Raw genomic sequence first — 18997 nt, 5'->3', positions numbered from 1 at the left:
TATTGATTGAAGTAGAAGAAGTCGCGTTTATGATGCCAAACGCTTAAGGAATTAGTTTTGTTTTTTTCGCTTTTTCTGCCATTTTTTCAGTTAGTGGTCCTAATGGTTTTTTGAATACAACTGCAAATAGCATAAACAATATCATAAATCCAATCAAATACAGTACATCTCGATACACTGTCTCCATCAGCATCCCGCCGACTGCTTCACGTAGCACTTCTACAGCGTAGGTGAATGGGAACCATGGATGTAATGCTTGGAAAAAAGTACCGGTCATACTGACAGGGAATGTACCACCTGAACTTGAAAATTGCAGTACAAGCAAAATGATTGCCAGTCCTTTACCGATATTGCCGAATACCGATACGAGTGTATAGGTTAGTGTTACAAAAACCATACTGATCAATATACTTAACCCGACAAACCAGACTTTATCGACGACATATGCACCTAATATAAAGATATCTCCAAGCGAAATAATAAGCGCTTGTACCATACCGATCGTCATAAAGGTAAACATTCGACCAAAATAAATCTGATACGGACGGTAACGTTTTTCTATATCTTCGACTTCTACTTTGAACATAGATACTAATAACATTGCGCCTACCCAGATCGAGAGGGTAGTGTAAAATGGCGACATCGCTGAACCATAGTTAGGAATCGGATAAGTGCGATTTTCTTCTAGCTGTACTGGACTTGATAAAAAGTCACTTTCTTGCTGAATATCTCCTTTTAACCATTTGATAATTTGGGACAGCTCGCTATCGCTATTTTTGAGCAGTCTGACTTTATTGGCTGCACTGTGCACCGATTTTTCAAGTCCCGGTAGATCATCACGTATAAAATCGCCTACTTTATGCACCGCATTTTCGGCTTCTGGTAATTTATTTTGGATCAAATCTGTAATTTTATCTAACTCTTTTTCTGCTTTGGGTAGGTCGTTACGTACAAAATCGGCGGCATCATGAACTTTCGTTTCAATACCGGGCAGATCGTTATTTACAAAGTCAGCCGCATTATTAATAAGCTTGGTGAACTCGGCCATTTTGCTTTGTAATAATTGATTAGCCTCATGTAATTTTTTCTCGATATTCGGAAGATCGGTCTGTAATTGTTTCAATTCTTCTTGACCGAACTGTACTCCGCTCTGAGCATCATTTAGCACCGCTTCAACATCTGGTAACTTTTGCTGAGCCGTCTGCAACACACTTGCTGCATCTTTGGCTACGGTTCTAAGATTGTCCAACCCTTGATTAATATCAGGTACGATCTGACTATCATAGATTGAGATGATATCTCCTAATGTATCGCTAGCATCTGTAGACAATTGACGAAGATTGTTCAAAATATCTTCAGCAGGTTGTTGACCATTGGTGATCGCTTGCTGAATACTGCGTACCAGTTCCAATTGACGTTCAAATTTATCGTGAACGGTATTCAATCGACTGATGGTATTGTCGAGTGGATGATTAGGCAATACATTATTAAGACGCGTTAATAGATCGGTAGTACGTTCGATAATTCCGACAGCACGAGATAAGCGTGTATCTAGAAATGAGAGAGCATCCAGAGCCGCTTGCGGATCAATATCTGCGCCTTGAATTGCATCGACTAATTGAGTAGTCGCATCGGCTGTTTGTTGTAACAGAACTAAATTTTGACGAATAATCGGTGCCACTGAATCAAAAGCACCATCATTTTCATCTAAAAAAGTATTAACTCGATTGGTAAAATCAGCGCTGATATCTGTAATTTCTTTTACTTTTGGCAATGCTTCTTGAGCAGCTGTAATAATACCGGATAATTTGTCAGCATCCTCAATCGCTTGGTTGAGTGCATCTTCTACTTTGTAAAAGTTTTTATCAAGTTCGCTCACTTTATCTGCGGCGGCTTGAATTTCGGGTAATCGTTTTTGTAACAATAAAATCTGATTGCCTGCTTCTTTGATCTTCGGCAGATTATCTTCTACTTTGAGAATCATATTACCGGCGGCTTCGATCTCAGGAATTCGTTTTTGCAAAGCGACAATTTTTTGTGCTTGAGCATCGATTTGTGGAAGCTTTTTCTCTAGCTCTAAAGCTTTATCCGCAAATTCATCAATCTCTGGTAAGCGTGCTTCTACTGTCAAAATTTTGTTTTCAATATTGCGAATCGTTGGAAGTTCTTCTTCGAATTTGATTCCAGCGTCTTGCATTTTGGTAAGCACTGCTTCACTGGCGGTTTCTACAAATTCATCGCTGATCTGTTGTGTAATCGTAGTAGCACCTTTATCAGTAATTTTGGGCGCAACTGCACTGATTTTTTCGTTTACAGTATAGATAATTTTAGGCTTTACCGGATTATCGGTTAGAATACTGCCAATTTTTTTGGAAAAGTCAGATGGAATAAGTAGGCTGGCATAATATTCGCCTGTATCAACACCATGTCTAGCGGTATCTTCATCTACAAACGTCCACCCTAATGTCGTGTTCTTTTTCAGATTCTCCAGTACTTGATCACCGACATTAATCTCTTTTCCTTCAATTGTGGTTCCTTTATCTTGAGAAGTGATGGCAATTTTGATACCTGACGTATTGCTGTACGGGTCCCACATCGCTTTGAGGTTAAACCACGCGTATACCGAAGGTAATAACATAATCGCAATGACTAACAAAATACCTGTAGATACACCGAAAATGTTTTTCCAATCACTTTTATAAATATTCCAAATGTTTCTCATAACTTCGTTATACCACCTAATCGCCTATAATAAATTCAATACTTCATACTATCATTTAACCTCTAACTCCTTACACTACCCTAACGATTCAGAAGTAAAAGGTCAGGTTAAATACAACGTAGGATAGCTTATATATCAATCCTTCAACAGGTTGTATGCCTTGAGTATGGATAATAAACGCTATAGGCTCAACAAGCAAGTGAATATTATCTTTTTATTTAGGTAGGCTATCTATTTATTTTATTGTACCACAATTTTCATATGGATGTGCTTTGAGTCAAATAAGTCAGTATCAGCATCTGATCGGCATATCTATACCTATCAATGTTGATCCAACCCAAAATGATAAAGGAGCGAATAACAATGAATGATGATATTATCAAAGGTAAATGGACACAATTTAAAGGTGAAGCGAAGAAGCAGTGGGGTAAATTGACGGATGACGATCTAGATGTGATCAACGGTGAAAAAGAGAAGTTTATCGGAAAATTGCAAGAACGTTACGGTCATAGTAAAGAAGCAGCTGAAGAAGAGTACAATACGTGGAGCAAACGTCATTACGAAAATGATGCTAATAACACGTTGTTATAAGCTGTGTATTTATAATTTTGCAATTTAGACTTGCCAGAATGGTCAAAGTATCGTAGAATTGGTCTTGCATGTGACTAACAACGACATAGATGGCACATAACATAAAGGGCGATTGTAATATCCTTAATCGGGGATATCACAATCGCCTTATTCATTTGTAATGGGAAAATGATTGGAATGCTGGGGGCGCGTGGTGAGGCGCTGCGAGAAGGGGATCTTCTTGGCGTCGCTGGTGAACGATGATCCCTTGAATAACCGCTATGCGGTGGGGATCACCGTTCAAAGGCGACTTTCAGAAGATTCCCCTTCTCTTCGCTCACTACGTGCTGGAGCATACAGTAATGATTTTCTTGCGGCTCTGCCGCTGTGGGAGTGGCAGGGTGAGTCAAAAAAATTGAGTTAGGAAAGAGATAGAAAAAGTATATAAGACATATGAATTTGTAGAGAGATAAATATTTAAAAAGATATTAGGATATAGTCTGTGTGATAGAAAGAGTTATACTTTATGTACGGATAGAATGAAGGGATGGTTTACTTTTAAGTAGGAATAAAATTAAGATATATTACATTTGAAAATATTACGTATAAAATACTACATATGAAAAGTAAAAAGCTGATGACAAAGGGGAGAGTGGACCGCTTTGCATCAGCTTTTTTATTTTTTTATAAATAGATTTAGAGTGGGAGTAGGGCAACTTGGGAGCGTTGACCGACTTGGGTGACCATTTGTTCCCATGCTTCTGGTTTTTGAGCGAGAACGGCGTAATAGCGACGTAGGAACTTTTCGATTAGTGATCCAGGTAGAGATGTAGTCGTTGGATCATAGGCTAGAAAGCAGAAATCGAGTTCAGATACAGCTTCGCCATCGTTGTTCCATGATGGGTGAATATAAGGGAAGTCTAGTTTGCGATAACCCAGATGAGACAGAACTTCACGACGGACAAAAGGGTCCATCGGTTTGATGCCACCGAATTCATGATGTTCGATACGGTAAGGATCGTAGATTTCAGCGAACATCCCGAATAATTCTTTGCCTGCTTCGCTAGCGACTTGTTGTAGATCAGCTTGACGTTGATTAGCTAGAAAAGCTCCGATACCTAATCCCGGTTCGCCGATAATCGTAAAATCAGTCATCGCCACGTTATCATCTTCGTAATAACGGTACTCGGTAGCTCCTACGACTTTGCCTTCATGTACAGCTACAAAAACACGAATACCCGGATCTTCTAACGGTTCTTTCCATAGATCAAACGATAATACTTCTTCTGCCGGGAAAATACGTCCCATCAAACCATGCATATCTGCAAATAAAGGATCTTCAATATTCGTAATACGTACAAATTCCATCAGTATAGTCATCCTTTCAAGTTACGTGTAATTAGGAGCGGATTCTGCCATTCCATCAACACAGCATAATGGAGTGATTCTTCATCGTCTAAATAATGTTCGATAATCGTGAGCGGTGTTCGTCCACACCGTAGTAGAAATGATATGACAGGATCATACAATGCTCCTTGCGTGATCGCTTCTACATACTGCTGTGGTGTATAGTCCTGAGCGACCTGATGATAACCGGGCATACGACCTGCACCCAGTAATCGTGTAAGCCCCATCGCAGTGACGACTTCATACATGGACTGCATGAGTAATTTACCAAGCCCCCATTGCCGATAATGAGGATGTACACATAAATCGGCAACGTACAATGTATCTCCTGTCGGTTGATGATTGCGAATATACCCGTTATCTGTGACTTCTTCCCAGGTGTGTTGTGGATGATTAGGGTCGAAATCAATCAATAATGAAGTCATTGAACCTGCCAGCACACCATCAATTTCAATACAAAGTGCACCTTGAGGAAAGCGTGTTATATGTTCATGCAGTTGCTCGGTATTCCACCATAGCTCGGAAGGATATGGTGGTGGAAAAGCAGCACGCTGAATCTCTATTAAATGTTCAAAATCTTTTTGTGTATATGACCGGACAATAGCAGGATATGGGGTGCGGTTATGGAATACATAACATGATTTATAATATGATGGAAGAGTACCTTCATTCATCGTCATATGTTAAGACCAATCGGTATACAAATCTGTACGCCGATCACGCCATGTAGTGACAGAGCCTTTTTCACGGACTTGATATAACAGTTCCAGATCAAGGTCAGCGGTCACGATCATATCATCATTGATCTCGCCTTCCACTAGAATACCACGTGGTGGAAAAGGAACATCATTCGGCGTAATCACAGCCGCTTGTCCGAAGTTGCCACGCATAAAGTCTACTGTTGGTAAAGAACCGACTGTACCCGTTGTAACTACATAGACTTGATTCTCGACAGCACGAGCATGACTGGTGTAACGAACACGATGGAAGCCATGACGATCATCGGTACAAGACGGACAGAAAATCACATCTGCACCTTTTGCTTTTGCCATACGCACAATTTCAGGGAATTCAATATCATAACAGGTTAACAGAGCAATCGTTCCTTTATCTGTTTCAAATACAGTTAAGCCATCGCCTGCTGACATATTCCATTCTGTCACTTCGGTTGGCGTAATATGAAGTTTGGGTTGTACAGCGACCCGTCCATCTGGATAAAATAAATGAGCTGTATTGTATAATTTTCCTGCTTTTTCGATCACATGGGTTCCACCGATAATATGAGTACCTGTTTCCTGAGCCAGTTGTTGAAATAATTGCACATAAGCTTCAGTAAAATCAGGCAATCTCTCAATACCCAGTGCTTGTCCATGTTCATCACCAATCGATAATAATTGAGTGGTAAAAAATTCAGGAAAAAGAATAAAGTCTACTTCAAATTCTTGCGCAGTCTTCACATAATGAGTGACTTGAGCAGCAAATTCTTCAAAAGAAGATATGGTGTGAAGGCGATATTGTACCGCCGATACGCGAAATTTCATAGCGAATAAAAACCTCCTGATATTGAGATATATCCATCATAACAGAATTGAGAAAGGTTATAAAAGAGGAATAAACGAAGTACCTATGCTACAATTTAAATTGGAATATGTGATATATATTTTACTTTATTTTACATTAAAAGCAGGAGTGATCATATGGGGTTCATAAAGAATTTCCTGATGAATGCGGGGATGATGGTCACCATTGCATATGTGGCAAATATTATTTATAAATATGCACTTATCCGTTTTTCGGCACGTATCAAATATGTCAGTTCAATCTTTTTATTAATTTTTGCTGGTTGGGCAAGTTGCTTTTTTGGCTTTCGATTAAGTGAAAACGTTATTTTTGATCTTCGTTTTCTACCTCTGATTGTTGCGGCGGCTGTCTATTCTAGACCTATTGTGATTATGTTAGTCGGTGTCGGTATTGGATTAACCCGCTTAACGTTTGGCATCGATATGGCGGCTTTTGTAGGTGTATTGAATCTGTCTATTCTAGGAGCAGTCTGTGCGGTTCTGAATATTTGGATGCGCAATAGTACAGTCAAACTTCATATCAAAGCGATTATAACAGTGCTTGTCGTCAATATAATCAATACGTTTGATATTGCTGTACTGGGTGTTGTGCCGATACGTATTTATTTATTCGAAATTATGCCGTTTACCTTACCGATGTCTATCTTAATGAGCGGTGTATTTGTTTTTATATTGCGTGATTTTCATACCGAACGACAACGAATGTTACAACTTGAACATGCCAATGAACTGCTGTATCAACAGACCGAGGAACTGCAACAGACTCAATTTGTGTTAGAAGAACGAGCAAAGCAATTGTTGTTAGTGTCTCAATACAAATCTGAATTTTTGGCAAATATGTCTCACGAATTACGGACACCGCTCAATAGCATTATTAATCTGGCGCAGATGATGGCTGACAAAGAAGATCAACGTACAGAAGAAGAAACGGTTCTGTACAGCCAGATGATCTATCAATCCGGCTTAGACCTGCTGGAATTGATCAATGATGTGCTCGATCTATCCAAAGTAGAAGCCGGCAAACTCGAAATTACGTATGAAGAAGTACGATTGTGGGAATTAGTAGAAGTATTGCGTATGCATTTTGAAATTACTGCTCAGAAAAAAGGCATTACATTTGCCACTGTACAAGATTCTCATGTTCCAGAAACAATTTTTTCAGATGCTCAGCGAATCCAACAGATTTTACGTAATCTGCTGACTAATGCTTTTAAATTTACTCAAAAAGGCAGTGTCACTCTGCGTATACACAAACATTGGAATAGTGAAGATCAGAGTGAATGGATCGTATTCTCTGTTCACGATACAGGGATAGGCATTGCTCCTTCTCAACATCAAGTGATTTTTGAAGCTTTTGAACAATCAGATAGTTCGATTACTCGTCGTTATGGAGGTACAGGTCTAGGATTGTCGATCAGTCGCGATCTAGCCACAATGTTAGGCGGATATCTGGGTATGGAGAGCCGAGAGCATGAAGGGAGTATATTTTCACTGTATCTGCCACTGCTACAACCTCCATCTGTAGAATGATCTTGTATACGATCTATGTATAAGCATTACAGCTATTCCGAATTGCTATGATGCTCATCAATGATTTTTTTGAAAAGATTAATAATGTTGTAATGCTAGATGAGTACTGCAATGAATACGGATACATGTTCCAAAAAAGAGCGCGATTAACGTTTGGTTATTGTCAGAGAGGGTAAACAAACCTAATTCATTCTAAAGTTTATGTAATCAAAGTCATCTTTTGTAATGTACAAAGGAGAGGATACTTATCAAACGAAGACGTGCTCTTGGACTCAACCGTTTGAATTTGCAGAAACGAAGATATTCGATGTATCGCAATCATTTACGAATCGCTACAACCGAAGGGATTCCAGCTACAATCTTTTCCACATTATTAAGCGGGCCTTTTTTAACAGGTTTTTTATTGTATCTTGGAGCAACCGCAGGACAAATCGGATTAGTAATCGCATTGACTACACTTGTAAATGTTGGACAGGTGATCGTTGCTTTTTTGATCCAACGTTTACATAAGCGGAAATGGGTATTGATTTTATCTGTATTTCTGCATCGCGTATTATGGGGAGCCACCGGATTAGTTCCCTTTATTTTTACCAAAGAACTCTGGGTTCCTGCTTTTATCGTATTGTATATTTCAGCGTTCGTAGCCAATGCCGTGATCGGTGTCGTATGGGCTTCTCTGATTGGGGATATTGTTCCCGGACGATTACGGGGTAGATATTTTGGGATTCGCAATACGATCTTGAATGCGTTAGGAAGTATTACTTTATTTGTAGGAGGCTTTTTGCTTGATAAGTATCCGGGCGGGCAAGGCTTTCTGATTTTGTATATTATTGTATGGATCTGTGTTGTGATGAATGTAGTGATTTTTCTATTTTATCCAGATGCGCCTTTTGAGCGATCAGCAGAGACGAAGTTTGTACCGATGTTACGCAAGCCACTCTATGATCGTTTATTTATGAAAGCAACATGGTTTCTAGCCTTCTGGTTATTGTTGCAGACTTTAGTAGTGCCGTTATACTCGTATGTGATGTTAGAAGTATTGCATGTCAGTTACTCGATTACGTCAACGATGACTGTCGTACAAACGATATTTATGATGATCAGTTTTTATTTCTGGGGCAATATGAATGCACGCTTTAGTAACAAAACATTGCTGTATTGGACGCTACCTTTTATTGCGGCTTCTTGTATCGCATGGAGTCTAAATGCAATTATTCCGGTCGTGTTAGCACTGCTTATTATTCATATGTTACTTGGAATCGGAGTAGGTGGATTTAACCAGCTATCGTTCAATTTTATTATAGGCGATACACCCAAAAATGATCGTCCGATGTTTATCGCTGTCTATTCGGCGATTACAGGGCTCACTTCTTTTATCGGGCCATTGGTCGGAGGAAAAATTTTTGAGTGGATCGAACCTTTACCTAGATGGGTGCAAGTATTTGGATTTCAGACGGCTGTCGGGGTCTTATTGTTAGTTCTAGCGGTAACGATAGGACGCAAAGTATTAAAAAATCCAAGTCCGCATCAGTTGTAACCAGCGAGTATACTGGTTAACTTGAACGCAACCTGATCTGTTGCAAAGATGATTATAGCACTTTACACCAGATTAACTTCGTAGTGAGGATTGCCAAACGTCAGTCTGCACGCTTAAAATGATGTCAGACATATACTACTTTTAGGAAAAGAGGTTATTACGCATGAGCAAGCAACCGATTTCTACCGATCGTGCTCCTGGAGCACTTGGCCCTTATTCACAAGCGATTGATACAGGGATGTTTATTTTTGCATCAGGTCAATTGGGACTTGATCCTGTAAGTGGAGAATTAGCAGAAGGCGTACAAGAACAAGCCCGTGTCGCTCTTGAAAATGTAACGGCTGTTCTGGATGCAGCAGGAAGCAGTCTGGATCAAGTAGTGAAAACAACCGTCTTTCTACAAGACATGAATGATTTCGCAGCTATGAACGAAATCTACGGTCAATTTTTTAAAGAGCCTTATCCTGCGCGTAGTGCTGTGCAGGTCGCTCGTCTACCGAAAGATGCTTTGGTTGAGATCGAAGTTATCGCTTTGAAAAAATAATTAAGTGTAACCTAAAAAAGACGTTCTCGTTGGATGAGAATGTCTTTTTTTTTGATAATAGAAAATATATAACTCAATATAAAATACATAATTCAACAAGAGCCCTCTCTTCGATAAAAGAAAGGGCTCTGTATATAAAGACAAAATGACAATTCTATTAATCTCGTGTACGATTGCGAACAAAGAAAATAATAATCGCATAAATAAACAACACTACTGCTAAAATAATAGCCGTTAACCAAGTACCATGGGAGTCTTGATGTTTGAATGCAATCGCGCTGTACGCCCATACAAAGACAAGCGGATAAATACTATCACGATAGCGATATCCTATCACAAGAGCTATCAATGCACCGGCGATTAGTCCAATGACTGACCAGACAGTCGGTGGAAGTCCAAAACCAGACCAATCATTTTTGTGTAACACGATCCCGATATTCAAAATGGTAGCAACCGATACCCAACCCATGTAAATACTGAAAGGTAATTTGACCAGAATAATCTGAGCGACCGATGGACGAACAATTCTTCTTGTGCGTACATACAATACAATCGTGGTTAATAATAACAGAACAATAATCACTGTCGCAATTTCTGTTAACAACGAATGCCAGAAGAACAACCAGATAATATTACATAATGAATTGATGATTAACCAGATTCCAACCGCTTCGATGCCTTCGTTACTTTCAGAAGAATTGCGGAATTGATAAATCACAAAGCCTACTAACAATAGATAGATCACAGACCATATGGAAAATGCATAACTAGCAGGTGTTAATAGAATTTCAAACATATCTGAAATTTCACCTGTACCTCTACCGAATAGTGGTAGGGTGGCTGCTAGATAATTCATCACCAATACCGCCGCAATAGCTACTACATTCAGCCATTTGTACGTATTGAGTTTGGACAATAGGAGTCCCTCCTTATTTTTTGAGATCATATGTAAAGCTGACATTCGGTATACAGAATGCTTTAACTATATACCCATTTCAAAGCGTAGTTACACAGCAATCACTATTTCGAACACTGTAATAGTAGAAGCATGTTGGTGCTAAAATATCATATTAAAAAAGCGTAAAAATGATAGCGTTATCATTTTGCGAATAGGAATATTGTTAAAACAGTCATCAATTTGTCAAAGCTTGGGTATATAACAATATGTTGATTGTTTCATCTGATAAAAGGGACTTGAAGGAGGACACTGAATATGGTCGGTAAAAAAGCGTCACAATGGATTCAACAGATTATTTTTGTAGGGCCCGCCACTTTGTTTTTTGCACTAATTGTGATTATTCCATTTATTTTGGGTCTGTATTATTCATTTACAGATTGGAATGGTATTTCAAAAACAATCAACTGGGTTGGATTTAGCAATTACACACATATCGTTACCAAAGATCCTGATTTTCGTAATGCGTTTTGGTTTACCGTTCGCTTTACGGTAGTAGGCATTATTATTACCAATGTTATAGGGTTTGCTTTAGCTTATATTTTGACGAAGCCACTATTTACACGTAATCTGATGCGTACGATTTTCTTTATGCCGAATATGATTGGTGGATTGTTGCTCGGATTTATCTGGCAGTTTATTTTTATCAAAGGTTTCGCCGCTGTCGGTGAAGCTACAGGGTTATCTTTATTTAATCTTCCCTGGTTAGGTGATCGCGCGACTTCATTCTGGGGTATCGTTATCGTCTTTGTCTGGCAAACCGCAGGTTATTTGATGGTTATTTACATATCTTCGTTAAACAACGTACCGAAAGATGTTTTGGAATCGGCAGAGATTGATGGAGCTACACGCTGGCAAGTAGTGCGTCATATTATTTTCCCATTAATTATGCCTGCGATTACGATCTGCTTGTTCTTAGCGATCTCATGGGCGTTCAAAATGTTCGATCTTAACTTAGCGTTAACCAATGGTGGACCGTTCAAAGCGACTGAATCGGTAGCACTGGATATTTACAATGAAGCCTTTACCAATAACCGTCTAGGATTGGGTACAGCAAAAGCTGTTATTTTCTTCGTCATTGTGGCACTGATTACCAGTGTGCAGGTACGTCTGACGAAAAGCAGGGAGGTTGAACTATAATGGATATTCAAAAAAGATACGGTGTTCGTACACTGATTCTCGAAATTATTGTTGTGATTGTCGGCTTGATCTTCTTGATTCCTTTTTACTTTCTACTGGTCAATTCAGTGAAATCTTTTGCCGATATTTTGTCCAATTCAGCAGGCTTGCCTCAAGCGTATTTGTGGAGCAATTATGCCAAAGCATGGACAGCTATCGATTTCCCTACAGCGCTTAAAAATTCATTGATTGTGACGATTGTCAGCAATCTATTATTAGTATTAATCAGTTCGATGGCTGCTTATCAGATGGTACGTCATCCATCATTATTTAATCGCATCTTGTTTTTTGTTTTTGTCGCTGCGATGGTTATTCCTTTCCAATCAATTATGTTGCCATTAATGGAAATGGCGAGCAAATATCGTCTTAATAATAGTATGTATGGATTGATTGTAAGCTATCTTGGGTTTGGTGCACCTTTGTCTGTGTTTCTTTTCCATGGATTTGTCAAAACGGTTCCTCTTGAAATTGAACAAGCGGCTCGTGTAGATGGTTCTTCACGTTATGGTGTCTTTTTCCGTATCGTGTGTCCGTTAATGCAACCGATGTTTGTAACGGTTATTATTTTGAATACATTATGGATCTGGAACGATTATCTATTGCCTTCTCTTATCTTATCCAGCCCTGAATTACGTACAATTCCGATCGCAACATACAGCTTTTTCGGTCAATACACGAAGCAATGGGATATGGCATTGCCTGCGCTAGTGCTTGGTATTACACCGATTATTATTTTCTTCCTGTTTATGCAACGGTATATTATCGAAGGTATCACTTCAGGATCTGTTAAAGGTTAATATTTATAGCGCCTAAATGAATATCCAATATGAAATAGAGACAGAATTGAAATAAGCAAAACAGGAGGATTGAAGTATGAAAAAAATACTTTTACTACCACTGACTTTGCTCTTCGGATTAGCGACCGTATTATCCGGTTGTGGCAATCAGAATACAGAAGATGCAAGTGGAACCAAGACGATTCATATTTATCAATATAAAGTAGAGATATCCGGCGCTCTTGCCAAATTAAAAGTAGAATACGAGAAAACTCATCCGGGCGTGAAGTTAGATATTCAGTCTGTCGGTGGTGGTAGTGATTATGCGGCTTCGCTCAAAGCCAAATTCGCTTCAGGTGATGAACCTGATATTTTCAGCAATGGTGGATATGAAGAAATGAATCTCTGGTTTGAATATATGGAAGATTTGTCTGATCAGCCGTGGGTAAGCGATCTGGTCGATGGAGCCAAAGAATCGATTAGTCGTGATGGACACATCTATGGTCAGCCGATTGGTCTAGAAGGATATGGATTTATTTATAACAAAGATATTTTTGATAAAGTAGGCATTAAACAGTTACCTACTACGTTAGAAGAATTACAAGCAGTCTGCGAAAAACTCAAAGCCGCTGGTTATATTCCATTCTCAAATGCATTCCAAGAGTGGTGGGTACTGGGTAATCATAATTCCAATATTCCATTTGCTCATCAGAAAGATCCGGTACAATTCTTGCAACAATTGGATGCAGGTACAGCGCAAATACCGGGAAATGAGAAATTTACAGATTGGTTGAATCTGGTCGATCTTATGGTAAAATACGGAAATAGTAATCCTTTAACAACTGATTACAATACACAGGTAACATTGTTTGCAAATGGCAAAGCAGCGATGATGCAACAAGGGAACTGGACACAAGTACAGATTGATGGAATTAAGCCAAATATGAATATTGGTCTAATGCCGATTCCGATCAATAATGACAAACAAGAGAATGATCGTCTATTTGTAAGCGTGCCGAACAACTGGGTCGTGAACAAAAATTCACCGGTCAAAGCAGAAGCCAAAGAATTTTTAAATTGGTTAGTGACTTCAGATACAGGAAAACACTATATCACTGACGAATTTAAATTTATACCTGCTTTCAAAAGTATTCCAACGACCGATAAACAGCTAGGCCCTATCGGTTCGGATATTGTGAAATACAATGAAGCAGGCAAAACGCTCCAATGGGTATTCCCACGATTTGCAACAGGATTAACCAAAGATTACGGCAGTACGATTCAAGCTTATATCGCTGGAGAATTGACCAGAGATGAAATGCTGGAACAAATGCAAGCAGAATGGGTTAATTTGCAATTAAGATAGTCTGACATGAATATATCTTTGGGTAGATCAGGCGAAGCGAGCAATAGATACAAGCCTGATCTACATCAAAGGTCTCTACATGTCTACCAACATCCAACAGCGGAGGGGAACAGTAGAATGGAAGATACAAGCGAAGCGATACACCCGGACAAGGCAGGATTACCTGTTGTACAGGAAACATGGAACTCATTTGGACATATGATTCGCTGGCAAGAGCATAATGGAGCTTATCTTTGTTACGGAGAACGTAGTCATGCCGCACTGATTTTTTTGTCTGAGGGAGAATTTCGCTTTAAAGTATTTCAAGGAGAATATCCTGATTTATCAACAACAATAGCTGTATTACCTCGCAGTGAAACATCGCAACCTGAAGTCGAAGAAAATGAAGAAAACCTGGTTTTTACAACATCGCTTATTCAAGTTTTGCTCAATAGGCAAACGTTTGCACTAACGGTGTTAGATAAAGATGGAAATGAAATTGCGCGTCAAGAAACCGTCAGTTGGAGCCCTCGGGGTGCGATCAATGGTTTGTTCAATATGCAGGAAGGTTCTCATTTTTACGGATTAGGTGAGAAATCTAGCTTTTTGGATAAACGTGGTGAGCGCTATACGATGTGGAATACCGATGTCTATGCTCCTCATATGCCAGAGATCGAAGCGCTATATGAATCAATTCCCTTACTATTGCATATGCAAGGGGAGACGACATACGGTATATTTCTAGACAATCCGGGACGTTCTGATTTTGATATGCGTTCACATGGAGTAGCCTATACGATTGGATGTTCTACAGGGCAATATGATATTTATTTTATTTATGGACCGGAATTGAAAGATGTGGTTCGTCGTTATACATCGATGACTGGACGGATTTCGTTGCCTCCTAAATGGGCGCTTGGATATCATCAATCTCGTTATAGCTATATGAATCAGAGTGAAGTGATGCAGTTAGCTCGTGATTTTCGGGAAAAACAAATTCCTTGTGATGTGATCTATCTGGATATTCACTATATGGAAGGCTATCGTGTATTTACATTTGATAAAATTCGTTTTCCGAATCCAAAAGAAATGATCGCGGAACTAAAAGAAATGGGTATTCGCATCGTGCCGATTGTCGATCCCGGAGTGAAAAAAGATCCTAAATATCCGGTCTATCGTGAAGGAGTGCAGGAAGATCATTTTTGTCGTTACTTAGAAGGAGATATTTATTTCGGAGATGTATGGCCAGGAACCAGTGCTTTTCCTGATTTCACCGATAATAGAACAGCAGAGTGGTGGGGACAACTGCACGACTACTATACATCGCTTGGTATTGAAGGCATCTGGAACGATATGAACGAACCTGCTGTATTTAATACACTCAAAACAATGGATCTGGATGTTATTCATAAAAATAATGGTAAACCGATGACACATGAAGAACTGCATAATTTGTATGGATTACTGATGTCCAAAGCGACGTATGAAGGTATGAAAAACAATATGAATGGACGTCGTCCTTTTATTTTGACACGTGCAGGTTATTCAGGAATTCAGCGGTATGCGGCAATCTGGACAGGGGATAATCGCAGTTTCTGGGAGCATATGGCGATGGCGATTCCAATGGTACTTAATATGGGATTGTCAGGGTTACCTTTTGCCGGGCCGGATATCGGTGGATTTGCGCATCATACTTCAGATCAATTGCTTGTACGCTGGACACAGATGGGAGCCTTTTTCCCGTATTGTCGTAATCATTCGTCACTTGGTACAGCACGTCAAGAACCGTGGTCGTTTGGCGAGCAGACGGAAAGCATTTTACGAGAATATATCGGACTGCGTTACCGCTGGTTACCCCATTTATATAATCTGTTCCATGAAGCCGCGCAGACAGGAATGCCGATCATTCGTCCATTGATTCTAGAATATCCACGCGATCCGCAGGTTACTAATCTTTGCGATCAATTTTTAGTTGGGTCAGACGTGTTGATTGCTCCGATTTACCGACCGGATACGTATTGTCGCGCAGTGTATTTACCTGAAGGAACATGGCATGATTATTGGACAGGCGAGCGTCACGAAGGTGGCAGACATATTCTGGTGGATGCTCCGCTAGATGTATTGCCGATGTTTATCCGTGCAGGTTCGATTGTAGTTGAAGGATCGCTACGTCAATACACAGGCGATCAGGCAGATGAATCCATTACTTTCCATATCTATGGTGCTGTTGCAGATGCTTCATTTACAGCAGAGTATAGCCTGTATGAAGATGATGGAGAGACATTTGCTTATGAAAATGGTAATCATTCGAAACTTGATATTCGTGCATGTGGTGGACAGGATGAATTGCGATTGTCGATCCGTTATGCAAATAGACAGTATGTAGCTGTTCGTGATCAGTTACGCTTTACACTGCGTCAACCGGAGTTTCAACCGACAGAGATTGTAGGATTAGATCGTATTTCGCTAGACGATCTTGCTGAAGGAAAATCAGGTTGGAGTATCGATGAAGATAGTGGAGATATTTTGATTCAAGTATCTGATACAGAGCAAAATGAATTGGTTCTAAAAGTCTAAAAAAAGGTCATTTCTTTCACAGAGATTGGTGAAGGAAGTGACCTTTTTTTAATGTTATGATAGATAGACAATATCTTAATTTTTACTCATTATTTTTGCTGAAAAGACGATAATGATGATAACTCTAAAAATGGATTGAAAAATAGTGCATATCCAGATAAAGAAAAACCAACAGACTAAAATGACCTGAAAAAACATTTATTTTATAGTATACAACTACATAGAAATCTAAAAAAAACGGAGATGAACACATGCAATCATGCTGGATAGGGATAGATATAGGAGGTACTGGCATCAAAGGTGCCTTGGTGAATGAGCAAGGGCAGATGATAGAACGTATGGAATTGCCTACGCAAGCAGAACAAGGGGCTGAATTTATTTTAGGACGAGTGCTGTATATCGCTAATGAATTAAAAAGTATTGTCTATGATAGTGTCAAACAACGCTTTATTACGATTCATGGTATCGGTATAGGCTCTGCCGGTCGAATCGATCGAGAAAGCGGAATTGTCATTGATGCGACAGATAATTTGCCAGGTTGGAAAGGTATGCGCTTGGCTGAATTAGTTACAGCTTCAACAGGACTACCGACATGGATTGTTAATGATGCTCATGCAGCGGCGGCAGGCGAAGACTGGATTGGTGCGGCTTCTCATGTGCAATCTTCGATTATGTTAACGATAGGAACAGGAGTTGGCGGTGCACTTGTTCATTATGGTGAAGTGATCTCCGGTCAGTATGGAGGCGCAGGTGAATTAGGGCATATGATTCTGCATCCAGGCGGTCTGCCTTGTAATTGCGGTAAAAAAGGATGTGTAGAACAGTATATATCAGGAACAGCTCTACATCGGCGCGCAGATGAATATGTACCGGGCTGGAATGCGTATACGTTGATGAGAGAAGCGAAGCAAGGCACAACAGAAGCACTTTATGTATTAGATGGTTGGATTAATGATCTTGCAAATACGATTATTAATATGGATCAAATCTTTGATCCACAAGCGATTATTATCGGTGGTGGCATCATTGTTACACGTGGAACGTGGTGGGAATTATTGCTTCAGCGTATTCAAGAATTAGGTGGTAGACCGGTATTATTGATGCCTGCACAACTAGGTAATCATGCAGGCATGGTAGGAGCCGCTCGGATTGCGATGTTAAATGCTAGCTTGTAATAATTGCTGTGCTTGGGCGATACGTACAGGATCAAGAGCAAGATTGATATCGCTATGGATACGTACAGCACTACCCAAATGAACTTCTTGTATCGAAGTATGTGTAACAAAATCAGCCAGACTCTGCAAAGTTAATCCTGCTCCAGCAATCAATTGTATCGGGTACTGTATAGCTAAGCGATTCAGGGCAATCATCTGATCAACAGCTTGTAGCACAGAAGGTTGACCACCAGACGTTAAAATATGAGTAATCTGAGGATAGCGTGACAACATATCCAGACCGCGCTCCAGATCATCCAATTCGTCAAACGCACGATGGAACGTAAAAGGCTTGCCATCTGCTGCATCCAGCAATCGTTCTAAAGCGTTCGTATCAATCTGTCTATCCTCAGTCAGAACGCCGGTTACTATCGCTGTTGCACCTGTACGGGAGATATGACGAATATCTCGTATCATACTGTTTAGTTCCGCATGATCATATCGAAAATGACGACTATGAGGACGCACCATCACATTAACCGGAATATGTACCGTTTCAGTAATATATTCGATGATTCCGAGACTAGGTGTGAGTCCACCTTCTTGTTGAGCGGCGATCAGTTCGATCCGATCTGCACCTGCTTGCTCTGCAATCATCGCATCTTCTGGAGTAGTCGCAATCACTTCAAGTCTTTTTCGCATAACAACCTCTCTTTCTATACTCCTATTTTATAGACAGCTTATCATCAGCATGATATAGCTGATAACGTAGATAGCCAGTATGCTCTGATCCATGACGAGTACCAAATTCCGTCTAAAACGAATATGACCTTTGAATTCACGATTGTTTCACTGTAAGTTTGATTTTATTGGATGTTTATCTTGTTTTGCATAAAGCATGACTGATCTAATCACATGATGAATCTATACGTTACATTAGGTGTACAGTAGAGATTTCTCTTTTTTCATGTACCATTATGTTAGATAAAGATGTAATATAGTACATTTAAACGAGCTACAATAACAACGAAGAATAACATAGGCTAATATCCAAGTAAAGATTAGCAGGGCATAATTGCCTGTGTCTATCCTTTTTTTATACTAGCAGTAAATAAACAGAT

General features: G+C 39.6%; 15 protein-coding genes. 9 read left to right on the top strand and 6 right to left on the bottom strand.

Going from position 1 to position 18997, the window contains the following annotated elements; genetic code table 11:
- Positions 1-43: 43 nt before the first annotated feature.
- Positions 44-2722, bottom strand: coding sequence for a YhgE/Pip domain-containing protein (locus tag QCD85_RS15205; RefSeq protein ID WP_301263131.1), 2679 nt, complete (start codon positions 2720-2722; stop codon positions 44-46).
- A 363-nt stretch (positions 2723-3085) separates the two neighbouring features.
- On the opposite strand from QCD85_RS15205, the gene QCD85_RS15200 reads away from it, so the two are divergent.
- On the top strand, positions 3086-3313 hold the full coding sequence (locus QCD85_RS15200) for a CsbD family protein (RefSeq protein WP_204826491.1): 228 nt from the start codon (positions 3086-3088) through the stop codon (positions 3311-3313).
- A 675-nt stretch (positions 3314-3988) separates the two neighbouring features.
- On the opposite strand, the gene QCD85_RS15195 is transcribed toward QCD85_RS15200, so the two are convergent.
- The 3 genes from QCD85_RS15195 to QCD85_RS15185 are packed head-to-tail and all read right to left on the bottom strand — an operon-like array spanning position 3989 to position 6240.
- Positions 3989-4660, bottom strand: a complete 672-nt coding sequence (locus tag QCD85_RS15195; protein ID WP_274171115.1) for a GNAT family N-acetyltransferase — start codon at positions 4658-4660, stop codon at positions 3989-3991.
- 8 nt (positions 4661-4668) lie between these two features.
- The gene (locus QCD85_RS15190) at positions 4669-5379 is read right to left on the bottom strand and encodes a GNAT family N-acetyltransferase (protein ID WP_373462028.1); all 711 of its coding nucleotides are present in this window, start codon (positions 5377-5379) and stop codon (positions 4669-4671) included.
- Between the two features lie 3 nt (positions 5380-5382).
- On the bottom strand, positions 5383-6240 hold the full coding sequence (locus QCD85_RS15185; RefSeq protein WP_273614667.1) for a carbon-nitrogen hydrolase family protein: 858 nt from the start codon (positions 6238-6240) through the stop codon (positions 5383-5385).
- Positions 6241-6396: 156 nt separating this feature from the next.
- On the opposite strand from QCD85_RS15185, the gene QCD85_RS15180 reads away from it, so the two are divergent.
- The 3 genes from QCD85_RS15180 (at position 6397) to QCD85_RS15170 (ending at position 9890) form a co-directional block, all read left to right on the top strand.
- Positions 6397-7809, top strand: a complete 1413-nt coding sequence (locus QCD85_RS15180) for a sensor histidine kinase (RefSeq protein ID WP_301263130.1) — start codon at positions 6397-6399, stop codon at positions 7807-7809.
- A 307-nt stretch (positions 7810-8116) separates the two neighbouring features.
- Positions 8117-9346: an MFS transporter gene (locus QCD85_RS15175; protein WP_273616220.1), complete on the top strand. Its 1230-nt coding sequence runs from the start codon at positions 8117-8119 to the stop codon at positions 9344-9346.
- A 163-nt stretch (positions 9347-9509) separates the two neighbouring features.
- On the top strand, positions 9510-9890 hold the full coding sequence (locus QCD85_RS15170) for a RidA family protein (RefSeq protein WP_273614669.1): 381 nt from the start codon (positions 9510-9512) through the stop codon (positions 9888-9890).
- Positions 9891-10047: 157 nt separating this feature from the next.
- Here QCD85_RS15170 and QCD85_RS15165 read toward each other — a convergent pair whose 3' ends face one another.
- Positions 10048-10806, bottom strand: a complete 759-nt coding sequence (locus tag QCD85_RS15165; RefSeq protein WP_301263129.1) for a tryptophan-rich sensory protein — start codon at positions 10804-10806, stop codon at positions 10048-10050.
- Positions 10807-11103: 297 nt separating this feature from the next.
- Between QCD85_RS15165 and QCD85_RS15160 the strand changes: the two genes are divergently transcribed.
- From QCD85_RS15160 to QCD85_RS15140, 5 genes are all read left to right on the top strand, one after another.
- Positions 11104-11985: a carbohydrate ABC transporter permease gene (locus tag QCD85_RS15160; RefSeq protein ID WP_273614671.1), complete on the top strand. Its 882-nt coding sequence runs from the start codon at positions 11104-11106 to the stop codon at positions 11983-11985.
- The gene (locus tag QCD85_RS15155; RefSeq protein ID WP_273614672.1) at positions 11985-12821 is read left to right on the top strand and encodes a carbohydrate ABC transporter permease; all 837 of its coding nucleotides are present in this window, start codon (positions 11985-11987) and stop codon (positions 12819-12821) included. Before QCD85_RS15160 ends, QCD85_RS15155 begins: the two co-directional genes overlap by 1 nt.
- A gap of 76 nt (positions 12822-12897) precedes the next feature.
- The gene (locus QCD85_RS15150; protein WP_301263128.1) at positions 12898-14166 is read left to right on the top strand and encodes an ABC transporter substrate-binding protein; all 1269 of its coding nucleotides are present in this window, start codon (positions 12898-12900) and stop codon (positions 14164-14166) included.
- A 117-nt stretch (positions 14167-14283) separates the two neighbouring features.
- A complete protein-coding gene (locus tag QCD85_RS15145) occupies positions 14284-16722 on the top strand; it encodes a glycoside hydrolase family 31 protein (RefSeq protein WP_301263127.1) in 2439 nt (812 codons plus the stop codon).
- Positions 16723-16973: 251 nt separating this feature from the next.
- On the top strand, positions 16974-17897 hold the full coding sequence (locus QCD85_RS15140; RefSeq protein ID WP_273614675.1) for an ROK family protein: 924 nt from the start codon (positions 16974-16976) through the stop codon (positions 17895-17897).
- Here the strand turns inward: QCD85_RS15140 and QCD85_RS15135 are convergent.
- On the bottom strand, positions 17880-18578 hold the full coding sequence (locus tag QCD85_RS15135; RefSeq protein ID WP_301263126.1) for a copper homeostasis protein CutC: 699 nt from the start codon (positions 18576-18578) through the stop codon (positions 17880-17882). The two genes, QCD85_RS15140 and QCD85_RS15135, sit on opposite strands and share 18 nt — an antisense overlap.
- Between the last annotated feature and the right edge of the window lie 419 nt (positions 18579-18997).

The sequence above is a fragment of the Paenibacillus sp. PsM32 genome (assembly GCF_030433815.1).
In the GTDB taxonomy this organism is placed as follows: domain Bacteria; phylum Bacillota; class Bacilli; order Paenibacillales; family Paenibacillaceae; genus Saccharibacillus; species Saccharibacillus kyungheensis.
Note: the sequence above shows the minus strand (reverse complement) of the source record. Positions and strands in the feature narration are given on the sequence as shown.

What these genes read in the sequence shown, in the direction of transcription:
- QCD85_RS15205 (WP_301263131.1), bottom strand. Translation starts at nt 2,722, where the DNA reads ATGAGAAACATTTGGAATATTTATAAAAGTGATTGGAAAAACATTTTC.
- QCD85_RS15200 (WP_204826491.1), top strand. Translation starts at nt 3,086, where the DNA reads ATGAATGATGATATTATCAAAGGTAAATGGACACAATTTAAAGGTGAA.
- QCD85_RS15195 (WP_274171115.1), bottom strand. Translation starts at nt 4,660, where the DNA reads ATGGAATTTGTACGTATTACGAATATTGAAGATCCTTTATTTGCAGAT.
- QCD85_RS15190 (WP_373462028.1), bottom strand. Translation starts at nt 5,379, where the DNA reads ATGACGATGAATGAAGGTACTCTTCCATCATATTATAAATCATGTTAT.
- QCD85_RS15185 (WP_273614667.1), bottom strand. Translation starts at nt 6,240, where the DNA reads ATGAAATTTCGCGTATCGGCGGTACAATATCGCCTTCACACCATATCT.
- QCD85_RS15180 (WP_301263130.1), top strand. Translation starts at nt 6,397, where the DNA reads ATGGGGTTCATAAAGAATTTCCTGATGAATGCGGGGATGATGGTCACC.
- QCD85_RS15175 (WP_273616220.1), top strand. Translation starts at nt 8,117, where the DNA reads ATGTATCGCAATCATTTACGAATCGCTACAACCGAAGGGATTCCAGCT.
- QCD85_RS15170 (WP_273614669.1), top strand. Translation starts at nt 9,510, where the DNA reads ATGAGCAAGCAACCGATTTCTACCGATCGTGCTCCTGGAGCACTTGGC.
- QCD85_RS15160 (WP_273614671.1), top strand. Translation starts at nt 11,104, where the DNA reads ATGGTCGGTAAAAAAGCGTCACAATGGATTCAACAGATTATTTTTGTA.
- QCD85_RS15155 (WP_273614672.1), top strand. Translation starts at nt 11,985, where the DNA reads ATGGATATTCAAAAAAGATACGGTGTTCGTACACTGATTCTCGAAATT.
- QCD85_RS15150 (WP_301263128.1), top strand. Translation starts at nt 12,898, where the DNA reads ATGAAAAAAATACTTTTACTACCACTGACTTTGCTCTTCGGATTAGCG.
- QCD85_RS15145 (WP_301263127.1), top strand. Translation starts at nt 14,284, where the DNA reads ATGGAAGATACAAGCGAAGCGATACACCCGGACAAGGCAGGATTACCT.
- QCD85_RS15140 (WP_273614675.1), top strand. Translation starts at nt 16,974, where the DNA reads ATGCAATCATGCTGGATAGGGATAGATATAGGAGGTACTGGCATCAAA.
- QCD85_RS15135 (WP_301263126.1), bottom strand. Translation starts at nt 18,578, where the DNA reads ATGCGAAAAAGACTTGAAGTGATTGCGACTACTCCAGAAGATGCGATG.